Source organism: Candidatus Pantoea gossypiicola, assembly GCF_008632075.1.
GTDB lineage: Bacteria > Pseudomonadota > Gammaproteobacteria > Enterobacterales > Enterobacteriaceae > Pantoea > Pantoea gossypiicola.
Genome location: NZ_VWVM01000001.1, coordinates 418,748 through 438,309 on the forward strand (window position 1 = coordinate 418,748; position 19,562 = coordinate 438,309).

Annotated in this window: 21 protein-coding genes; 8 read left to right on the forward strand and 13 right to left on the reverse strand. The window is 54.9% G+C overall.

All coding sequences use genetic code 11. The annotated features are described in order from the left end of the window. Positions 1-94 precede the first annotated feature (94 nt). Positions 95-1,105 (forward strand): bile acid:sodium symporter family protein, encoded by a 1,011-nt coding sequence (locus F3I20_RS01915; RefSeq protein WP_150012481.1) that lies wholly within the window; start codon positions 95-97, stop codon positions 1,103-1,105. 27 nt (positions 1,106-1,132) lie between these two features. Here F3I20_RS01915 and F3I20_RS01920 read toward each other — a convergent pair whose 3' ends face one another. From F3I20_RS01920 to zipA, 3 genes are all read right to left on the reverse strand, one after another. Further along, positions 1,133-1,351: a DUF3820 family protein gene (locus tag F3I20_RS01920; protein WP_003848878.1), complete on the reverse strand. Its 219-nt coding sequence runs from the start codon at positions 1,349-1,351 to the stop codon at positions 1,133-1,135. 1 nt (position 1,352) lies between these two features. After that, entirely contained in the window at positions 1,353-3,371 is a 2,019-nt protein-coding gene (gene ligA / locus F3I20_RS01925) for an NAD-dependent DNA ligase LigA (protein WP_150038288.1), read from the reverse strand. 74 nt (positions 3,372-3,445) lie between these two features. After that, a complete protein-coding gene (zipA, locus tag F3I20_RS01930) occupies positions 3,446-4,444 on the reverse strand; it encodes a cell division protein ZipA (protein WP_150038290.1) in 999 nt (332 codons plus the stop codon). A gap of 217 nt (positions 4,445-4,661) precedes the next feature. Here zipA and cysZ point away from each other — a divergent pair, with 217 nt between their 5' ends. The 6 genes from cysZ (at position 4,662) to crr (ending at position 9,616) form a co-directional block, all read left to right on the forward strand. Next, the gene (gene cysZ / locus F3I20_RS01935; RefSeq protein WP_150038292.1) at positions 4,662-5,429 is read left to right on the forward strand and encodes a sulfate transporter CysZ; all 768 of its coding nucleotides are present in this window, start codon (positions 4,662-4,664) and stop codon (positions 5,427-5,429) included. A gap of 141 nt (positions 5,430-5,570) precedes the next feature. Then, complete coding sequence (gene cysK, locus F3I20_RS01940; protein ID WP_033733457.1) at positions 5,571-6,539, forward strand: cysteine synthase A; 969 nt, start codon at positions 5,571-5,573, stop codon at positions 6,537-6,539. Positions 6,540-6,559: 20 nt separating this feature from the next. Beyond that, entirely contained in the window at positions 6,560-6,754 is a 195-nt protein-coding gene (locus tag F3I20_RS01945) for a hypothetical protein (RefSeq protein ID WP_150012489.1), read from the forward strand. A gap of 172 nt (positions 6,755-6,926) precedes the next feature. Further along, positions 6,927-7,184 (forward strand): phosphocarrier protein Hpr, encoded by a 258-nt coding sequence (gene ptsH / locus F3I20_RS01950; protein WP_003848868.1) that lies wholly within the window; start codon positions 6,927-6,929, stop codon positions 7,182-7,184. A 161-nt stretch (positions 7,185-7,345) separates the two neighbouring features. Continuing rightward, a complete protein-coding gene (gene ptsI / locus F3I20_RS01955) occupies positions 7,346-9,073 on the forward strand; it encodes a phosphoenolpyruvate-protein phosphotransferase PtsI (RefSeq protein ID WP_150012491.1) in 1,728 nt (575 codons plus the stop codon). Between the two features lie 42 nt (positions 9,074-9,115). Next, positions 9,116-9,616: a PTS glucose transporter subunit IIA gene (crr, locus tag F3I20_RS01960; protein ID WP_069728735.1), complete on the forward strand. Its 501-nt coding sequence runs from the start codon at positions 9,116-9,118 to the stop codon at positions 9,614-9,616. Between the two features lie 61 nt (positions 9,617-9,677). Here the strand turns inward: crr and F3I20_RS01965 are convergent, their stop codons facing one another. From F3I20_RS01965 to F3I20_RS02010, 10 genes are all read right to left on the reverse strand, one after another. Further along, positions 9,678-11,018: an ATP-binding protein gene (locus F3I20_RS01965; protein WP_150038294.1), complete on the reverse strand. Its 1,341-nt coding sequence runs from the start codon at positions 11,016-11,018 to the stop codon at positions 9,678-9,680. Further along, complete coding sequence (locus F3I20_RS01970; protein ID WP_150012495.1) at positions 11,015-11,695, reverse strand: response regulator transcription factor; 681 nt, start codon at positions 11,693-11,695, stop codon at positions 11,015-11,017. Before F3I20_RS01970 ends, F3I20_RS01965 begins: the two co-directional genes overlap by 4 nt. A gap of 169 nt (positions 11,696-11,864) precedes the next feature. Then, positions 11,865-12,746: a cysteine synthase CysM gene (cysM, locus tag F3I20_RS01975; protein WP_150012497.1), complete on the reverse strand. Its 882-nt coding sequence runs from the start codon at positions 12,744-12,746 to the stop codon at positions 11,865-11,867. Between the two features lie 82 nt (positions 12,747-12,828). Next, entirely contained in the window at positions 12,829-13,917 is a 1,089-nt protein-coding gene (cysA, locus tag F3I20_RS01980) for a sulfate/thiosulfate ABC transporter ATP-binding protein CysA (RefSeq protein ID WP_013358663.1), read from the reverse strand. Further along, complete coding sequence (cysW, locus tag F3I20_RS01985; RefSeq protein ID WP_150012499.1) at positions 13,907-14,782, reverse strand: sulfate/thiosulfate ABC transporter permease CysW; 876 nt, start codon at positions 14,780-14,782, stop codon at positions 13,907-13,909. Before cysW ends, cysA begins: the two co-directional genes overlap by 11 nt. Continuing rightward, positions 14,782-15,615: a sulfate/thiosulfate ABC transporter permease CysT gene (gene cysT, locus F3I20_RS01990; RefSeq protein WP_150012501.1), complete on the reverse strand. Its 834-nt coding sequence runs from the start codon at positions 15,613-15,615 to the stop codon at positions 14,782-14,784. The genes cysW and cysT overlap by 1 nt, the downstream gene beginning before the upstream one ends. Continuing rightward, positions 15,615-16,631 carry a sulfate ABC transporter substrate-binding protein gene (locus F3I20_RS01995; RefSeq protein ID WP_033733464.1) on the reverse strand — a complete coding sequence of 339 codons (1,017 nt, stop codon included), beginning with the start codon at positions 16,629-16,631 and terminating at the stop codon, positions 15,615-15,617. The genes cysT and F3I20_RS01995 overlap by 1 nt, the downstream gene beginning before the upstream one ends. A 253-nt stretch (positions 16,632-16,884) precedes the next feature. Continuing rightward, positions 16,885-17,502, reverse strand: coding sequence for an RpoE-regulated lipoprotein (locus tag F3I20_RS02000; protein WP_150012503.1), 618 nt, complete (start codon positions 17,500-17,502; stop codon positions 16,885-16,887). 64 nt (positions 17,503-17,566) lie between these two features. Continuing rightward, positions 17,567-18,034, reverse strand: coding sequence for a DUF2919 domain-containing protein (locus F3I20_RS02005; protein ID WP_150012505.1), 468 nt, complete (start codon positions 18,032-18,034; stop codon positions 17,567-17,569). Beyond that, on the reverse strand, positions 18,024-18,449 hold the full coding sequence (locus tag F3I20_RS02010; RefSeq protein WP_003848834.1) for a GNAT family acetyltransferase: 426 nt from the start codon (positions 18,447-18,449) through the stop codon (positions 18,024-18,026). The genes F3I20_RS02005 and F3I20_RS02010 overlap by 11 nt, the downstream gene beginning before the upstream one ends. Before the next feature lie 207 nt (positions 18,450-18,656). Between F3I20_RS02010 and amiA the strand changes: the two genes are divergently transcribed. After that, positions 18,657-19,505 (forward strand): N-acetylmuramoyl-L-alanine amidase AmiA, encoded by an 849-nt coding sequence (gene amiA / locus F3I20_RS02015; protein ID WP_150012507.1) that lies wholly within the window; start codon positions 18,657-18,659, stop codon positions 19,503-19,505. The last annotated feature ends 57 nt before the right edge of the window (positions 19,506-19,562 follow it).

The following is a 19,562-nucleotide window of genomic DNA, read 5'->3' on the forward strand; positions in this document are numbered from 1 at the left end:
GATTTTTCTCATAGATTGATTCAATAAATCAATTTTATTTCTAAAACTACTTGTCGCACAATCGTGCTATTGAAAAATTTACCGGATTTTAACAATGGGCTTTTTAAAACTCGATCCGATGATGGTTAAACTCATCATCACCGTGCTGCTGGCCTCTTTCCTGCCAGCGAAAGGGATCTATGTCGATATCTTCAGCTACCTTGCGACAGCAGCAATAGCACTGCTGTTCTTTATGCACGGTGCCAAGCTCTCGCGTGAAAAGATCATCGCAGGCAGCAGTCACTGGCAGCTGCATCTTTGGATTATGTTCAGCACCTTTGTGCTGTTTCCGGCGCTGGGTCTGCTGCTGGTCTGGTGGCATCCGGTTGATGTCGGCCCGGAGATTTATACCGGCTTTATCTACCTTTGCATCCTGCCTGCGACGGTGCAGTCTGCTATCGCCTTTACCTCAATGGCAGGCGGTAACGTTGCCGCAGCGGTGTGCAGCGCCTCGGCATCAAGCCTGCTGGGTGTCTTCATTTCACCGTTGCTGGTGAATCTGGTGATGGATATCCACAGCAGTGCGCCCAGCGATGGTCTGGAGCAGATCGGCAAGATTATGTTGCAACTGATGGTGCCTTTCATTCTGGGTCACCTTTCACGTCGCTGGATCGGTGGCTGGGTTGAGAAACACCGTAGCCTGATTGGCAAAACTGACCAGACTTCAATTCTGCTGGTGGTCTATTCCGCTTTCAGTGAAGCCGTGGTGAACGGTATCTGGCATCGTGTTGGCCTGATTACGCTGCTGTGGATTGTGGCGGGTTCTGTCATCCTGCTGACCGCCGTGCTGATTATCAACCTGCTGGCTTCGCGTCTGTTCCGCTTTAAACGCGCCGATGAGATTGTGGTGCTGTTTTGTGGCTCAAAGAAGAGCCTGGCGAATGGCGTGCCGATGGCGAACATTCTGTTTCCGGCCAGTACCGTGGGAATCATTGTGCTGCCGCTGATGATTTTCCATCAGGTACAGCTGATGGTCTGCTCGTTTATCGCCGGACGTTACAAAAGGACCAATGAGAAACAGCAGGCTCTGCAGGTGAAAGATTCGGTAATGGAGTCACAGAAGTAAAACAGCTGCCCGCCTGCGCGGGCACTTTTACTTGCGGGTCTGGAGCGGTTTAACTAATCCCTCCAGACCTTCTATTTTTATCGTCAGGGTCAGCTGCATCAAATCCCCCAGCAACCCGGACGGGAAGTCGCCGCTACGGGCAAACCACAGCAGATAAGGCTCAGGCAGATCGATCAGCATCCGCCCCTTATATTTGCCAAACGGCATAGGCGTATTGGCAATCGCCACCAGCTGATGTTCATCCATCTCAGGCACCCAGCAGACGAATCATTTCAGCTTCATCGATCACCTCAATGCCCAGCTCCTGCGCTTTCGCCAGCTTGGAACCCGCCGCTTCACCGGCAATCAGCAGATCGGTTTTCTTCGATACGCTGCCGCTGACTTTTGCGCCCAGCGCGATTAGCTGCGCTTTGGCATCATCGCGGTTCATCTGCGACAGCGAGCCGGTCAGAACCACGGTTTTACCGGCGAACGGACTGTCGATCTCTTCGGCTTTCACCACCACAACGGCCGGCCAGTGAATGCCGATGTCGTCCGTCAGCTGGCGGATGACCTCGCGGTTGCTCTCCTCTTCCATAAAGTTGCGCACGTGCGCGGCAACGACTTTGCCGACATCCGGCACGGCAATCAGCGCCTCAAGGTCGGCATCCATCACTTTCTGCAGCTCACCAAAGTGGTTTGCCAGATTGGCGGCGGTAGCTTCACCCACTTCGCGGATCCCCAGCGCATAGAGGAAACGTGCCAGCGTGGTCGACTTTGCTTTTTCCAGCGCATCGACAACGTTTTGCGCCGATTTTGGCCCCATGCGATCCAGCCCTGTCAGCTTGCCCGCCGTGAGACGAAAGAGATCGGCTGGGGTCGAGACATACTCTTTCTCCACCAGCTGGTCGATAATCTTATCGCCCATACCGTCGACATCGAGCGCCCGGCGCGAGACAAAATGCTTCAGCGCCTCTTTTCGCTGCGCGCCGCAAATCAGACCGCCGGTGCAGCGCGTGACCGATTCGCCTTCGACCCGTTCCACCTCAGAACCACAGACCGGGCAGTGAGCGGGAAACACCACTTCACGCGTCTCTTCAGGACGTTCAGCGGTGACCACATTCACAACCTGCGGGATCACATCGCCTGCACGGCGAATCACGACCCGGTCGCCAATGCGCAGTCCCAGCCGCGCGATTTCATCGGCGTTGTGAAGCGTGGCGTTGCTGACAATCACGCCCGCCACCTGAACCGGCTCAAGACGAGCCACCGGCGTGATAGCACCCGTACGACCCACCTGAAATTCGACATCCCGTACCCAGGTCAGCTGTTCCTGAGCCGGGAATTTGAAGGCAATCGCCCAGCGTGGCGCGCGCGCCACAAAGCCCAGTTGTTCCTGCAGTGCCTGTGAATCGACTTTGATTACGACACCATCAATATCAAAACCCAGGTTCGGACGCTGTTGCTCAATATCCCGATAGAAAGCCAGGGCCTCTTCCGCATTATGTACCAGCTTAATGCGGTCACTGACCGGCAGGCCCCAGGCTTTGAACTGTTGCAGACGCCCCATGTGACTGTGCGGCATCTCCCCGCCTTCCAGCAGGCCAAAACCGTAGCAGAAGAAAGTTAATGGACGTTTAGCGGTAATGCGCGGATCAAGCTGACGCAGAGAGCCTGCTGCTGCGTTGCGCGGGTTAGCAAAGACTTTACCGTCAGTGCGTCGCGCTTCCTCATTCAGCTTTTCGAAGCCGCGCTGCGTCATAAATATTTCGCCGCGTACTTCCAGCCGGGCCGGAATGTTGTCGCCTTTTAGCCGCAGCGGGATAGCGCGAATGGTACGAACGTTGGCAGTAATGTTCTCGCCAGTCGTGCCGTCACCGCGCGTTGCGGCCCGCACAAGCAGGCCATTTTCATACATCAGGCTGACCGCAGCGCCATCGAGCTTGAGTTCACAGCAGTAGGTAATGTCGTCACTGCTTTTCAGCCGATCCTGCACCCGCTTGTTGAAAGCCATGAACGTGGCTTCATCAAAGGCGTTATCCAGCGACAGCATCGGGACTTCATGGCGAACCTGCTCGAATACCGTCAGCGGTGCAGCACCTACACGCTGCGTCGGCGAGTCCGGCGTAATGAGATCGGGGTGTTCCTCTTCCAGCTGACGCAGTTCGCCCATCAGACGATCGTATTCGGCATCCGGCACTTCCGGTGCATCCATGACGTGATAAAGATATTCGTGATGGCGCAGCGTGGTGCGCAGTTCAGTGATGTGATCCTGGACGGATTTCATATAGCCCCATCAGATAAAAAACCCCCGACAGGCGGGGGTTTATTTAACAATTAAGATAGCGGTCAGCGCAGGTCTCAGACGCCAACCACATCGCGAATACGCGCTTTGTAGGTTTCCAGCTTCTGCGGCGTCATCATACGACGCTCATCATCGAGCACGACACCGCCAACGTCATCAGCGATACGCTGTGCAGACTGCAGCATCAGCTTGAAGTTCTGATTCGCATCACCATAAGAAGGCACCATCATAAAGATAGAGATGCCTGGCGTGCTGAAATCAGTCATCAGATCAGGGTTGAACGAACCCGGCTTAACCATGTTAGCCAGACTGAACAGAACCGGGCCGCTGCCTGCCGGACTCAGATGACGATGGAAAATGTTCATTTCACCAAACTGGAAGCCCGCCTGCAGTATACCCTGCAGTAATGCCTCACCGTTCAGCTCACCGCCCGAATGGGCTGCAACATGTAGTACCAGTACCGCTTCTTTCGGTTTTTCCACTGGCGCTTTCGCTGCAGGCTGTGCAGGCGCGGGAGCCGGTGTTACTTCAGGCTGAGGCTCAGGTTCTGCCTGGTACTGCGGAGCGGGCTGGACAGATTCCAGCGGATCGAGATCCAGCAGCGGGTCAGCCTGGACTGGCGGCGCGACAAAAGTCGGCGCGGGCTGCTGACGAGCCGGTTCAGGGCGCGGCTGCGGAGCAGGCTTCGGTGCCGTATTGAAAAGCGGATCGTTTTCTGGTTCGGCTTGCGGAGCAGGTCGTGGCGCAGGCTGACGCACAGGCTCAGCAGGCGCTTGCTTACGCGGCGCTTCTGACTGTGGCTCACGAATCTCATCGAAACGCGGTTCCTGGTGTGTGCTGCGTTCAGAACGAATGCGAACCTCGCCGACGCCGTCATCTTCGTCGTCAATCAGATCCTGCTCATCATGTTCTTTACGTTGTTTCAGACGTTTATGCGGGCGATCACGGAACACTGACGAACGCTCTTTACGGCTGGTCCACAGCCCGTGAAGAAGGAGCGCTATAATGGCGATCGCGCCAACAACGATTAATATCAGACGCAAATCCTGCATCATTGTATTCTCTGTTGTTCCAATACCTTGCCACCGCGGCAAACTTTATCCTCTAACTGTATTTGCCCTGCTACACAAGTGCAAGTCTGTGCACTATTTTCTGACAAATAAGATAGGCACCCACGCTTTTTCGCTGTTTTTTTACCCAAACGGCACCTGGCCTGGAGAAAAAGCCAGGTTATAGTGGGCGCGCCTTAACACTTCCAGGAGAAATGGCTTTATGGCCTTTGAGAATTCGGTCTCAGATTTTAACGGCATGCACTACTTTAGCCAGGGCTGGAAACTGGTCCGTCTGCCTGGCATTCGCCGCTTTGTGGTGATGCCACTGCTGATTAACATTATCATGCTCGGTGGCGCATTCGTCTGGCTGTTCTATCGTCTCGGTGACTGGATCCCGCGCCTGATGACCCATATTCCGGACTGGCTGCAATGGCTGAGCTATCTGTTGTGGCCGTTGTCTGTGATTGCGATTGTGCTGGTGTTTAGCTACTTTTTCTCGACGCTGGCAAATCTGATAGCGGCCCCTTTCTGCGGCCTGCTGGCCGAGCAGCTCGAAGGACGCCTGACCGGTAAGCCTCTGCCCGATAGCGGCTGGGCAGGAATGATTAAAGATGTGCCGCGTATTATGAAGCGCGAGATGCAAAAACTGGGCTATTACCTGCCCCGCGCGCTGGGACTGTTGCTGCTCTACTTTATTCCTGGTTTTGGTCAGACGGTTGCCCCGGTGCTGTGGTTCCTGTTCAGTGCCTGGATGTTATCCATCCAGTATTGCGACTATCCGTTCGACAACCACAAAGTGCCGTTTCAGCAGATGCGAAACGCCCTGCGTCGGCACAAAACAGCCAATATGCAGTTTGGCGCACTCACCAGCCTGTTCACTATGATTCCAGTTCTGAATCTGGTGATTATGCCCGTTGCTGTTTGCGGTGCCACCGCCATGTGGGTCGATCGCTACCGACCGCAGCTGGCACGTAATGAGGTGCGCTAGACTCATCAGCGCGCCTTATGCTCTTTTTCGCAGGGCTTATTGCCGGGGGACATATAGATATACGATTTCTTTCCTTCCGCCCCCAGGCAGAACAGGTATGCTCATAGGGTTCCCAATAATTCATACAGTTAAGGGCAGGCTATGAGTAAGATCTATGAAGACAACTCTTTGACAATTGGTCATACGCCACTGGTTCGACTGAACCGCATCGGTAACGGCCGCATTCTTGCGAAAGTTGAATCCCGTAACCCGAGCTTCAGCATTAAATGCCGTATCGGTGCCAACATGATTTGGGACGCAGAGAAACGCGGTATTCTGAAACCCGGTATTGAGTTGGTTGAACCGACCAGTGGTAACACCGGCATCGCGCTGGCCTACGTTGCCGCTGCGCGCGGTTATAAGCTTACGCTGACCATGCCGGAAACCATGTCGGTGGAACGTCGTAAGCTGCTGAAAGCGCTGGGTGCGAAGCTGGTTCTGACCGAAGGTGCCAAAGGCATGAAAGGTGCCATCGGCAAAGCAGAAGAGATTGTCGCCAGCGACCCGGACAAATATGTGCTGCTGCAGCAGTTCAGCAACCCGGCTAACCCGGAAATCCATGAAAAGACCACCGGCCCGGAAATCTGGGAAGATACCGATGGCGAAGTGGATGTCTTTATTGCGGGTGTCGGCACAGGCGGGACGCTGACCGGCGTCAGTCGCTACATCAAAAACACCAAAGGCAAAAAAGATCTGATTACCGTCGCGGTTGAGCCGACCGATTCGCCAGTGATTGCACAGGCGCTGGCGGGTGAAGAGATCAAACCCGGCCCGCACAAAATTCAGGGTATTGGTGCAGGCTTTATTCCGGGCAATCTGGAACTGAACCTGGTTGACCGCGTGGTGGCCATTACCAATGAAGAAGCGATCAGCACGGCGCGCAGGCTGATGGAAGAAGAAGGTATCCTGGCCGGTATCTCATCCGGTGCTGCTGTCGCCGCCGCGCTGAAGCTGCAGGAAGACGAAACCTTCGCGAACAAAAACATCGTGGTGATTCTGCCCTCCTCTGGCGAACGCTATCTGAGTACCGCGCTGTTCGCCGATCTCTTTACGGAAAAAGAGCTGCAGTAGCTGGAGCCGATAGTCTGAAAATGTCGAAAAAAGCACCCATCCGGGTGCTTTTTTGTGGTGCAGATCTCACTTTCATCACCCGGCAGATTGATTTCAGTGATGCCGATCTGGTATTCAGACTGCCAATTATTTCGATGCCTGAAATTAATCCGCGCTTGAAGTGGATCAAGCTGAATCGATTTACGGATTCAGTGAAACGGCGAATCACGGCATAATTAACCGGTGACGTGTAGAATCGGTTTTGAGACGCAACGGATTGCAGATTTGACGCATGCGCGTCTTTGGTCAGCATGAAGCTATACCCGCGCACCTACACAGGCTAAAGTGAAGGCTCCAGGCTAGACTTTAGATCCATAATACTCATCCTGATAACGTTGGGGAAATAGAATGTTCCAGCAAGAAGTTACCATTACTGCACCAAACGGTCTGCATACTCGCCCAGCTGCGCAATTCGTTAAAGAAGCCAAAGCTTTCCAGTCAGAAATCACCGTGACCTCTAACGGCAAATCAGCGAGCGCGAAAAGCCTGTTCAAACTGCAGACGCTGGGTTTAACCCAGGGAACGGTTGTCACCCTTTCCGCGGAAGGTGAAGATGAGCAGAAAGCAGTTGAGCATCTGGTCAAACTGATGGCTGAACTGGAGTAATCTCCGCTCAGCTCTCCAGCCAATCGACTCCTCTGCGCCATTGAGTGCAAACATCTTGATCGCGGACAACCTGTCCGCGTTATTGCTTTCGTAAAGTACGTGTCCCGCGACAATGGCACCGCAAAGAGTCCCATCAGCCATCGTGATTAAAAGGTAGCGTTATGATTTCAGGCATTTTAGCATCACCAGGTATCGCTTTCGGCAAAGCACTGCTGCTGAAAGAAGACGAGATCGTCATCAACCGCAAGAAAATTTCTGATGACCAGGTTGAGCAGGAAGTTCAGCGCTTCCTCGATGGCCGCAGCAAAGCGGCATTACAACTGGAAGCGATTCGCGTCAAAGCGGGTGAAACCCTCGGTGAAGAGAAAGCAGCCATCTTCGAAGGCCACATCATGTTGCTGGAAGATGAAGAGCTGGAGCAGGAAATCATCGACCTGATCAAAAAAGATCACGCGACTGCCGATGCTGCTGCTTACTCGGTCATTGATGGCCAGGCGAAAGCACTGGAAGAATTAGATGACGAATATCTGAAAGAGCGTGCGGCTGACGTGCGTGACATCGGTAAACGTCTGCTGCAAAACATCCTTGGTCTGCACATCGTTGACCTGAGCGCTATTCAGGACGAATCCATTCTGGTGGCCAAAGATTTAACGCCGTCAGAAACCGCACAGCTAAACCTGAAAAAGGTGCTGGGCTTTATCACCGATCTGGGTGGCCGTACCTCACATACCTCAATCATGGCGCGCTCGCTGGAGATCCCGGCCATTGTCGGCACCGGCAATGTGACCGTCACGATTAAAAATGGCGATTTCCTGATTCTGGATGGCGTTAACAATGCCATTCACGTCAATCCTTCAGAAGCAGTTCAGGAAGAGCTTAAAGCCGTACAGAACCAGTATCTGTCGGAAAAACATGAATTAGCCAAGCTGAAAGATCTGCCAGCCGTGACGCTGGATGGTCATCAGGTTGAAGTCTGTGCCAACATCGGTACTGTACGCGATATCGCCGGTGCTGAGCGCAACGGCGCGGAAGGCGTCGGTCTCTACCGCACCGAATTCCTGTTCATGGACCGTGATGCGCTGCCGACCGAAGAAGAGCAGTTCCAGGCGTACAAAGCGGTCGCTGAAGCGATGGGTTCCCAGGCGGTTATCGTACGTACCATGGATATCGGCGGTGACAAAGATCTGCCTTACATGAATCTGCCAAAAGAAGAGAACCCGTTCCTCGGCTGGCGTGCTATCCGTATCGCGATGGATCGCAAAGAGATTCTTCATGCACAGCTGCGTGCCATCCTGCGCGCCTCCTCCTTCGGTAAACTGCGCATCATGTTCCCGATGATCATTTCGGTTGAAGAAGTACGCAGCCTGAAAGCGGAACTGGAACTGCTGAAAGCGCAGTTGCGTGAAGAAGGTAAAGCCTTTGATGAAAGCATCGAAGTCGGCATCATGGTCGAGACCCCGGCTTCAGCCGTCATTGCCCATCATCTGGCGAAAGAGGTCGACTTCTTCAGTATTGGGACAAACGATCTGACGCAGTATACTCTGGCGGTCGATCGTGGTAATGATTTGATCTCGCACCTGTACAACCCAATGACGCCGTCTGTGCTTAACTTAATCAAGCAAGTCATTGATGCATCTCACGCTGAAGGTAAATGGACCGGCATGTGTGGTGAGCTGGCAGGTGATGAACGTGCTACACTACTGTTACTGGGAATGGGGCTGGACGAGTTCAGTATGAGTGCCATTTCTATCCCTGGCATCAAGAAAATCATTCGTAATACTAATTTTGAAGATGCGAAGGCATTGGCAGAGCAGGCACTGGCTCAACCGACAGCGGAAGACTTAATGAACCTTGTTAACAAGTTCATTAAAGAAAAAACGCTCTGCTAACCTGCATGATGCTGGCCCCAAATTACTGCTTAGGAGAAGATCATGGGTTTGTTTTCTAAACTTTTTGGCGAAAAAACGGATAGCGCTGGGACAATCGACATCGTAGCGCCTCTGTCAGGCGAAATCGTGAACATTGAAGACGTACCAGATGTAGTGTTTGCAGAAAAAATCGTGGGCGACGGTATTGCGATCAAACCCAGCGGCAACAAAATGGTTGCGCCGGTTGATGGCACTATCGGCAAGATTTTTGAAACCAATCACGCTTTTTCGATCGAATCAGACAACGGCATCGAGCTGTTCGTCCACTTTGGTATCGATACGGTTGAACTGAAAGGTGAAGGCTTCAAACGCATCGCTGAAGAAGGCCAGAAGGTCAAAAAAGGCGACGTGGTTATTGAGTTCGATCTGCCGTTGCTGGAAGAGAAAGCAAAATCAACCCTGACACCGGTTGTCATCTCCAACATGGATGAAATCAAGGAATTGATTAAGCTGTCTGGTCAGGTCACCGTCGGCGAAACGCCGGTGATTCGCATCAAAAAGTAAGCATTCGGATATAACATAACGGCACCTGCGGGTGCCGTTATCGTTTCTGCCGGATGACGTTTTAACCCTGCCAGTGTGGCAGGCGCAGCGTCAGTTCAAGTCCGCCCTCTGGCCGATTCCGCGCCTCAACTTCACCATGATGCGCCAGCACAACTTTACGCACGATAGCCAGTCCCAGACCATAACCTTTGCCCATCAGCGGCGAATTTACCCGCACAAACGGATCGAAAATGCTGGAGATTTTCTCCTCATCGACACCCGGCCCCTGATCGCGCACCTGAATCGCCAGCCACTGCTGCTCAACGCGTAAGTCGACCTCAATCCGCTGCCCTGGCAAAGAGAAGCGTAGCGCGTTGCGTAAGACGTTCTCGACCCCGCGCCGTATCAGCTCCGCATTACCCCGCACGGTGTAATCACCCCGCTCGTCAACCTGAAAATCGACCTGCACACCGGGGATCTGTGCTTCATAGCGGACATCGGTAATGACCGCCTCCAGCAAACCGGTCAGGTCAAAATATTGCTCATCCGGGATGCTTTCATGTTCAGCCCGCGACAGCGTCAGCAGTTCACCAATCATTTTGTCCAGGCGATGCGCCTCTTCGTCAATGCGATCAAGCGAACTGTTTACGCTTTCTGGCGTCTGTCTGGCGAGTCCGGTCGCCAGCTGCAGTCGGGCCAGCGGTGAACGAAGCTCATGTGAGATATCGTGCAGCAGCTCTTCACGAGCGCGCACCAGGGTATCAAGCCGCTCAACCATGGCATCAAACGCTTCAGCGACATTTGAAATCTCGTCGTGCCGCTTACGCATAATCGGGAACAGACGCACGCTTAAATCACCCTCGGCGACGCGGGAAAATCCCTCCCGCAACTGACGCATGGGCCGCGTCAGATTCCAGGCCAGCAGCAGACTGAACAGCAACCCCACCGACCCGGCGAAGACAAACATCGGCTCGGGGATATTCAGAAATTTTCGCGGCATCATGTTCTGTTTGCTGTTGATGCGCATGCCATTCAGGTCGTAGCGCAGCTGATATTCTTTGCCATCCGCACCCTGTACCCAGCGCACCACCTCTTCAGGGAGAGGGCCCCTGAAATCCAGGTTGCCGCTGTCCTGTGATTGTGGCGATTTAATCTGCTGCGTGACGTGAAAGAACTGACGGTCAGTTTCATCCCAGTCCGACAGCATCGCATTCAGCTCATCAGGCCCGCCCCGCTCCAGCACCGACGCAGCAGAAGTCATCTGCAGATCAATAATGCGACGGATAGCCATAATTTCAGGCGGTTCATGCCGTTTACCGGAGAGCGAAAAACCGAGCCAGATAAGCTGGCTCATGATGACAAAAACGACCCAGAAGCCGATAAAGATCTTCCAGAACATGCGTCCACGGTAACTCTGTTTCATCGAATGCGGTAACCGATGCTGCGTACGGTTTCGATAATGATGCTGTCAGCGGTCAGTGCGCTGAGTTTCTGGCGGATGTTGCTGATGTGCACATCAACGCTGCGATCATAGGCTTCACGCGGACGTCCCAGCCCCTTTTCAGAGAGTTCATCTTTTGACACGACCCTGTCCGGCGCGCGCAGCAGCAAATCCAGCAGATTAAATTCTGATGCAGTCAGATCGAACGTTTTACCCTGCCATTCACTCATTCGGGTGGCAGGATTAAGCGTCAGGTCTCCCCAGCGCAGCGGCTCTTTAGCATCCGGCTGCGGTACCTGCTCCTCGAAACGGCGCAGTACCGCGCGCAGACGGGCGACCAGTTCACGGGGATAACAGGGTTTAGGCATATAGTCATCCGCCCCCATCTCCAGGCCGATCACGCGATCAATATTATCGCCTTTGGCAGTCAGCATGATCACCGGTATCCGGCTGTTCTGACGCACCTGACGTAACACATCGATGCCACTCATGTCGGGCAGCATAATATCCAGAATCATGGCAGTGAAATCGCCGGAGAGCGCGCCCTGAATCCCGGCGCTGCCGGTCAGCACCAGCTGGGCATCAAATCCTTCGGCAATGAGGTACTGGCTTAACATCGTGCCTAATTCGACATCATCATCAACAAGCAAAATTTTCATGGTTATCTCTCGACAGAATTGGCGCTATTTTGTCCTGTGCCGGGCATTCGCGCAGCCTGATTTACGCGATCCTTACAGATTCAGTCTATCCGATGGGGATGCTGGCTAAAAAAAAGACCTGTGGGCGGTAAACGCGCGCACAGGTCTGATTTCCCATCAGCAGAGATTACTAATGATAGAGTCCGGTCGAGAGATAACGATCGCCACGATCGCAGGCGATCGCCACCACCACGCTTCCCGGATTTGCCTGGGCGATGCGCAGTGCACCCGCAACCGCGCCGCCTGAACTGACGCCACAGAAAATACCTTCACGGCGAGCCAGCGACCGCATGGTCTCTTCCGCTTCTTTCTGCGTCATATCCAACACATCATCCACTAAGTCGGGGCGGTAGATCCCCGGCAGATAGGCCAGCGGCCAGCGGCGAATGCCCGGAATGCTGCTGCCCTCGCTGGGCTGTAAGCCAATGACCTGCACGCCGGTGTTGTGCTCTTTCAGGTAACGTCCCACGCCGGTGATCGTGCCGGTGGTGCCCATGCTGGAGACAAAATGGGTCATCCGCTGGTTTGACTGCTGCCACAGCTCCGGGCCAGTGGTCTGATAATGGCCCAGCGGGTTATCGGGATTATTAAACTGATCCAGCACCCGGCCTTCACCACGCGCCGCCATCGCCAGTGCCAGATCGCGTGCGCCTTCCATGCCCTGCTCGCGCGGCACCAGAATCAGCTCTGCGCCATAAGCACGCATCGCATCCTGCCGCTCCTGACTCATGTTGTCCGGCATCAGCAGGCGAAGTCGGTAGCCTTTCATCGCCGCAATCATCGCCAGCGCAATACCGGTATTCCCACTGGTCGCTTCAATCAGCTGATCGCCGGGTGAAATTTCACCGCGCAGCTCCGCCTGATTGATCATTGACCAGGCCGCACGATCTTTTACCGAGCCTGCCGGATTATTGCCTTCCAGCTTGAGCCAGACCTCACTGCCGTTAGCGGGCGTCAGGCGCTGCAGCTTAATCAGCGGGGTATTGCCGATGGTATGTTCAAGAGTCGTCACGGTGCAGTTCCTGGCATCTTACAAACGAGAGGCGAAAAAAAGGCGGGAGTGACACTCCCGCCCGGGTGTTGATGAGAAAATATCAGGCGCTTTGTGCAAAGGCAACTGCGCGCAGCGGCGTGTCGCCCTTATAGAGCCGCGCCTGCTGCAAGCCAACAAACAGACGCTCGCCGCGAATCGGGGCTGTCTGCTCACCTTCAAACACCAGCGAGAACGGCTCGCTCTGCCAGCCAGCAGGCTGAACCACCAGCTGCCAGAAGTGTCCACGCGGGCTGACTTCCAGCACCTGCACCGGCAGCGGCGTTTCTAAACTGCTGCGGCGTGACACGTCGACTTCCCACGGACGCAGGAACAGCTCAACCGCGCCCTGATGAGCTGAGGTATAACCCAGCGGCCAGTGGTGCGCGCCGACATGGAACTGCGATCCCTGAATTTCGCCATCAAAGCGATTCACTTCACCCAGGAACTCCAGCACAAAGCGGGTCGCCGGATCGCGCCATACATCATCTGGCGTGCCAACCTGCTCAATGTTGCCCTGGCTCATCACCACCACGCGATCTGCGACTTCCATCGCCTCTTCCTGGTCGTGGGTCACGAACACGCTGGTGAATTTAATCTCTTCATGCAGCTGACGCAGCCAGCGGCGCAGCTCTTTACGCACCTGAGCATCCAGCGCACCAAAAGGTTCATCCAGCAGCAGAATCTGCGGTTCAACCGCTAATGCACGCGCCAGCGCCACACGCTGCTTCTGGCCGCCTGACAGCTGTGCCGGGAAGCGGTTCGCCAGATGCGCCAGCTGCACCATCTCCAGCAGACGGGTTACACGCTGTTTGATCTCCGCCGCTGAAGGACGTTCACGGCGTGGTAGTACGGTCAGGCCAAAGGCGATGTTGTCGAACACCGTCATGTGACGGAACAGCGCATAGTGCTGGAAGACAAAGCCGACCTGACGATCGCGCGCATGCAGGCGGCTGACATCGTTGCCGTGAAAACGGATCTGACCGCTGTTCTGATGCTCCAGCCCGGCAATAATGCGCAGCAGCGTGGTTTTACCCGAGCCTGATGGGCCAAGCAGCGCCACCATTTCACCTGAGGCAATATCCAGAGAGATATCGTTCAGCACCGAGGTGCGACCAAAGGACTTGTTGATCTTGTTAATCTCAATGCTCATGATTTCCCTCCTGTTGCAGGCGTTTGTGCTGTTGCTCTAAACGCCACTGCACAATACTTTTCAGAAACAGCGTCACAATTGCCATCAGGGTTAACAGGGCGGCGGCGGTAAACGCGCCAACGGTGTTGTAGTCCTGATGCAATAATTCAACCTGAAGCGGGAGCGTATAGGTCTCACCGCGAATCGATCCCGATACCACCGAGACCGCACCAAATTCACCAATCGCACGGGCATTGGTCAGGACGATGCCATACAGCAGCGCCCAGCGAATGTTCGGCAGCGTCACACGACGGAACATCTGCCAGCCGGACGCGCCTAGCAGCACCGCCGCTTCATCTTCATGACTGCCCTGGCTCAGCATCACCGGCACCAGTTCGCGCACGACAAACGGGCAGGTCACAAACACCGTCGCCAGCACCATGCCAGGCCAGGCAAACATAATCTGAATATTATGCGCATCCAGCCAGCCGCCTGCCGGGCCATTCACGCCCCAGAACAGCAGATACATCAGACCGGCTACGACGGGCGACACGGCAAAAGGAATATCAAACAGGGTCAGCAGCAACTGACGGCCCGGAAAGGTAAAGCGTGTTACCAGCCACGCGAGCAGCGTGCCGAACACCAGGTTCACCGGAACGGTAATCAGCGCCACCAGCACAGTCAGCCAGATAGCGTGCAGCATGTCCGGATCGGCCAGATTGCTGAGCGCAACAATCAGCCCCTGATTCAGCGCTTCCCAGAAAATGGAGGCCATCGGAACGACCAGCAGCAGAATCGAGATCAGCGCGCCGATACCGATCAGCAGCCATTTGCCCCAGTTCACAGGCTGATGAGCCGTGTGATTAAGTTGTGAAACCTCGGCCATTAGTGACCTCCCAGACGACGGCCAAAGCGGCTCTGCAATGTATTAATCGCGAATAACAGAATCAGCGATGCCGCCAGGATCACCGAGGCGATAGCGCTGGCTGCCGGATAGTCGAACTCCTGCAGCCGGACAAAAATCATCAGCGAGGTGACTTCCGTCTTCCAGGCGATGTTACCGGCAATAAAGATTACCGCACCAAACTCACCCAGGCTGCGGGTAAAGGAGAGCGCCGTACCGGCCAGCAGCGCAGGCGCGACTTCCGGCAGCACGACGCGGCGGAAGCTCTGCCACGGCGTGGCACCCAGCGTTTCGGCGGCTTCTTCATACTCCGGGCCTAACTCTTCCAGCACTGGCTGCACGGTACGCACAACAAACGGAATGCTGGTAAAGGCCATGGCAATGGCGATACCAATCCAGGTGTAAGAAATTTTGATGTCGAACTGGGCGAACCACTGTCCGTACCAGCCGTTAACCGAAAAGAGTCCGGCCAGGGTCAGGCCGGCTACCGCAGTCGGCAGTGCAAACGGCAGATCCATCAGGCCATCCAGCAGTGTCCGGCCTGGAAAACGATAACGGGTCAGGATCCATGCCATCAGCATGCCGAACACCGCGTTAAAAAGAGAGGCGACACCGGCAGAGAGCAGTGTCACCTTGTAGGCGGCAACCAGCTGAGGGTTGGTCACGACATCCCAGTACTGCTGCAGCGTCATCTGCGACAGCTGCATGATCACCGCGCTAATCGGCAGCAGCAGGATCAGACAGGTAAAGAGCAGGCTGGTGCCAAGGCTGAGACTGAAGCCGGGCAACACGCGTTTATGGCTGGCTGCAAACATTATCCGCGCCCCGCCGCTAACAATTTATCCAGCTCACCGCCGCTGACAAAATGCGTCTGCATCACCTTATCCCAGCCGCCAAAGGCATCTTCGACCCGGAACAGGCTGGTCTGCGGGAAGCGATCTTTCTGCTCTGCCATCAGCTGTGGGTTGTTCACACGATAATAGTAGTGAGTAATAATATTCTGCGCTTCTGGCGTGTAGAGATAGTTCAGATAGGCGCTGGCCGCATCAGCGGTTTTATTCGTCGCGACGTTCTTATCCACCCATGCCACCGGAAACTCCGCCAGAATGTTGGTTTTCGGCACCACTACTTCGTATTCATCTTTACCGTACTGATTACGGATGTTATTCACTTCCGACTCAAAGCTAATCAGTACGTCGCCCAGGCCGCGTTCAGCAAATGTGGTGGTCGCGCCGCGACCGCCGGTGTCGAACACTTCCACGTTTTTCAGGAACTGCGTCATAAAGGCACGGGTTTTAGCCTGATCGCCGCCGTCCGCTTTATCTGCTGCGCCCCAGGCGGCCAGGTAAGTGTAGCGACCATTACCCGAGGTTTTCGGGTTCGGAAAAATCAGCTTCACATCACTGCGGGTCAAATCTGACCAGTCATGAATCTGCTTTGGATTCCCTTTGCGCACCAGAAACGCCATGGTGGAGTAGAAAGGCGAGCTGTTGTTCGGCAGACGGCTTTTCCAGTCAGCCGCAATGAGATTGCCTTTATCATGCAGCACCTGTACATCTGTTACCTGGTTGTACGTGACCACATCTGCGCGCAGTCCCTGCAGGATAGCCAGCGCCTGCTTCGATGAACCGGCGTGCGACATCTTAATGGTCAGGGGATCAGCGGGGTGACTGGCATCCCACTGTTTAACAAACGGAGCATTCAGGGCGACAAACAGCTCCCGCGACACATCGTATGAGCTATTAAGAAGTTCAGTGGCATTGGCTGCGCCGGCCAGGCTCAGCGACAACGCGATACCGCTCACGATTTTTTTCATCGCTTGTAATGTCATTTGGCACCCTGAAAAAGTTTGATGCGGATCTTACCCGCTGAGGCATCAGTTTATTTATAACTCAGTGAAAACCAGTAACGGTTTTATATATCGTTTGATGATTTCAAAGTCGAAAAAAGCATAAGACGACGGCAGAGTTTATGCAGAAATCAGCAAAAGCCGATGGAAGAGAGGACCCGCGTGCAGCCCGTTCTGGCGGGGGTTTTAAGAGGCGTCAGCGGCCGCCTGGGGAGCGGCGCGCTGAAGAAAAAGATTAACGCTGCCAGACAATCTTGCTGATTTTCCAGTTTTTCAGGGTATCGTCTGACGGCATTAATCCCTCCGGCCCGTGCCAGTCACCCTGATAGACATAGGTCAGATGCTGACTGCCTGGCGCACGGCACGCTACATCACGCGCATCGGTGCCACTGGCGAGTGTGCAGTTGTCGAAGGCTTTGCTGAACTTATTACTGAAGGCGTCGCCCACTTTGCTGCCGTCACTGCTGGCAATCGCGCTGTCCATAACCTCAATACGCTCGACCTGCGACTGCCCGTAAATCACCAGCTTAACTTTGCCGTCATCCAGCGCCTGCCAGAAAGAGACTACCTGGCCGTTCTGGCTGCGCATGCCCTGACGCAGGGTATAGTCACCGTTCAGTCCGTCCTTAATTGCGTCCTCTTTCATGGCGGTCGAGGCGGTTAACCCACCCACACCCTGTTCAGTCGCGGTCAGCGTGGAACCGAACCAGTTCCACGGCAGCGCCGAAGACCAGTGATAAGTCAGTGGATTCCACCAGCTTGCCTGCTGGCTGCTGTCAGCGCCGGAACCCGAACTGGCACAGCCGCTCAGTACAACGGCGGCGATCAGTAGCGTGGAACGAACAGCTTTCATGAGAACTCCTGTAAATGCGATGCCGGAAGGCGGAACTGATTGGAGTCGCAAAGCGACAAAAAGTTTAGTTGAGATGATGTTCAGGCAGAAAGCAGTCGCGGCAACGGCGGCTGGATTGCAGCCAGATGAGTGCCAGCAGGTCAAACAGCACCAGCAGCAACGGCAGCGGCGAACTGAGCAGATCGCCCTGCATAAACTGCATGCCCTGCCAGACCAGGTTCACCAGCAGCGACAGTGCCAGCACGCTGCGCCAGGATTGCCACAGTCGCGGCAGGCGTGTGCGATAGCCGGTCAGCAGCAGCCCCGCCAGTGCCGGTAATCCCAGCGTCAGACCGACCCAGAACGCCTGACGATCCGGATAGAACAGTGCCAGCAGGTCGTTGCCCTGCTGCCGTGACGCCCCGGCCATCAACAGCAGCAGCCAGGTCCGCGCCTGAAGTAACAGGATCAGCCAAAAAAGAAACGGCAGCCGCAGCTGCCCTCTGGCGTCATACTCGTCCGGCGAATAGTCAGGCAATGGATTAGTATTCACGATCTTCGATCAGACGTTTACCAAACAGTAACGCGTCTACCGGTTCATAATCGAGCTTCTCATAGAACGCCACCACCTGATCGTTTTCTTCGCGGATCATCAGATGCAGTTTCGGACAGCCGCGCGCGATAAGCTTCTTCTCCAGACGATTCATCAGGGCATTCGCAAAGCCGCGTCCCTGATAGTCTGGATGAACCGCGAGATAGTAAGCCGCGCCGCGATGACCATCGTAACCGCCCATCAGCGTGCCAACGACCACGCCGCCCACTTCAGCGACCAGAAAGAGATCGGGGTCGTGATTCATTTTGCGTTCGATATCCAGCTCAGGATCGTTCCATGGCCGTAACAAATCGCAACGTTCCCATAAGGTGATCACTTCTTCAAAATCTTCCTGGCGAAAGGCGCGGATTTCCATCTTAATTACCTGCAGATAAGCACAATTTGCTGATTATCACGCATTCTCTGCTGCACGCAACCCTCGATGGCCGGCGGAAAATAAAAAAGCGCGAATTTTCTGTTCGCGACCTGCAATACAAAGTAATGCCCTGAAATGGTTCTGTGATCGCAGGCAGCAGAGCCTTAGGCTATAACACCGGCAAGATTCCTGTTACCGGACCCGTACATGCACCTGCTTAAACGTTTGATCCATCGTCGCCAGTTACTGCTTTCCGGGCTGGCTCTGGCCATTTTATCGCCGCGTGCGGTTCAGGCTAAAGAGTCGTCTGCCCTTACCGGGGCAAATCGTCTTGCACGCCCTGCCCCGCCCGCGAAAAACGGCAAACGTATTGTGATGATCGATCCCGGCCACGGTGGTATTGACTCGGGTGCCGTTGGCGAAGAGGGTTCCGAAGAGAAACACATCGTGCTGGAGATTGCCGGTAACGTGCAGCGCCAGCTGCAGAGCCATCCACGCATTGAAGTGCGACTGACCCGCGACAGTGATCACTTCATTCCGCTTTATCAGCGGGTAGAAATCGCCCACCAGCACGGTGCCGATCTCTTTATGTCAATCCATGCCGACGGCTTTACCAGCCCCGATGCCAGTGGCGCCTCGGTGTTTGCGCTCTCTAACCGTGGAGCCAGCAGCTCGATGGCACGTTATCTCTCACAGCGGGAGAACGATGCGGACAAACTGGGCGGCGTAAAGGCACAGCAGCAGGATCACTATCTGCAGCAGATTCTGTTCGACCTGGTGCAGACCGACACCATCAAGAACAGCCTGACACTGGGCAAGCATGTGCTGGATCAGATCCGTCCGGTGCACCATCTGCACAGCCAACACACCGAGCAGGCGGCCTTCGCGGTGCTCAAGTCACCGTCGATTCCCTCGGTGCTGGTCGAAACCTCTTTTATTACCAATCCACGTGAAGAGCAGTTGCTCGGCACCACCGCATTTCGCCAGAAAATTGCTTCGGCTATTGCCAGCGGCATCATCAACTACTTCGATGAGTTTGACCGCCGCAATGCCTGATTCGTCTGGCCGGTTTGCGCCGCGCTCATGCAAGCGGCGCGCTTTTGCGTATAATCG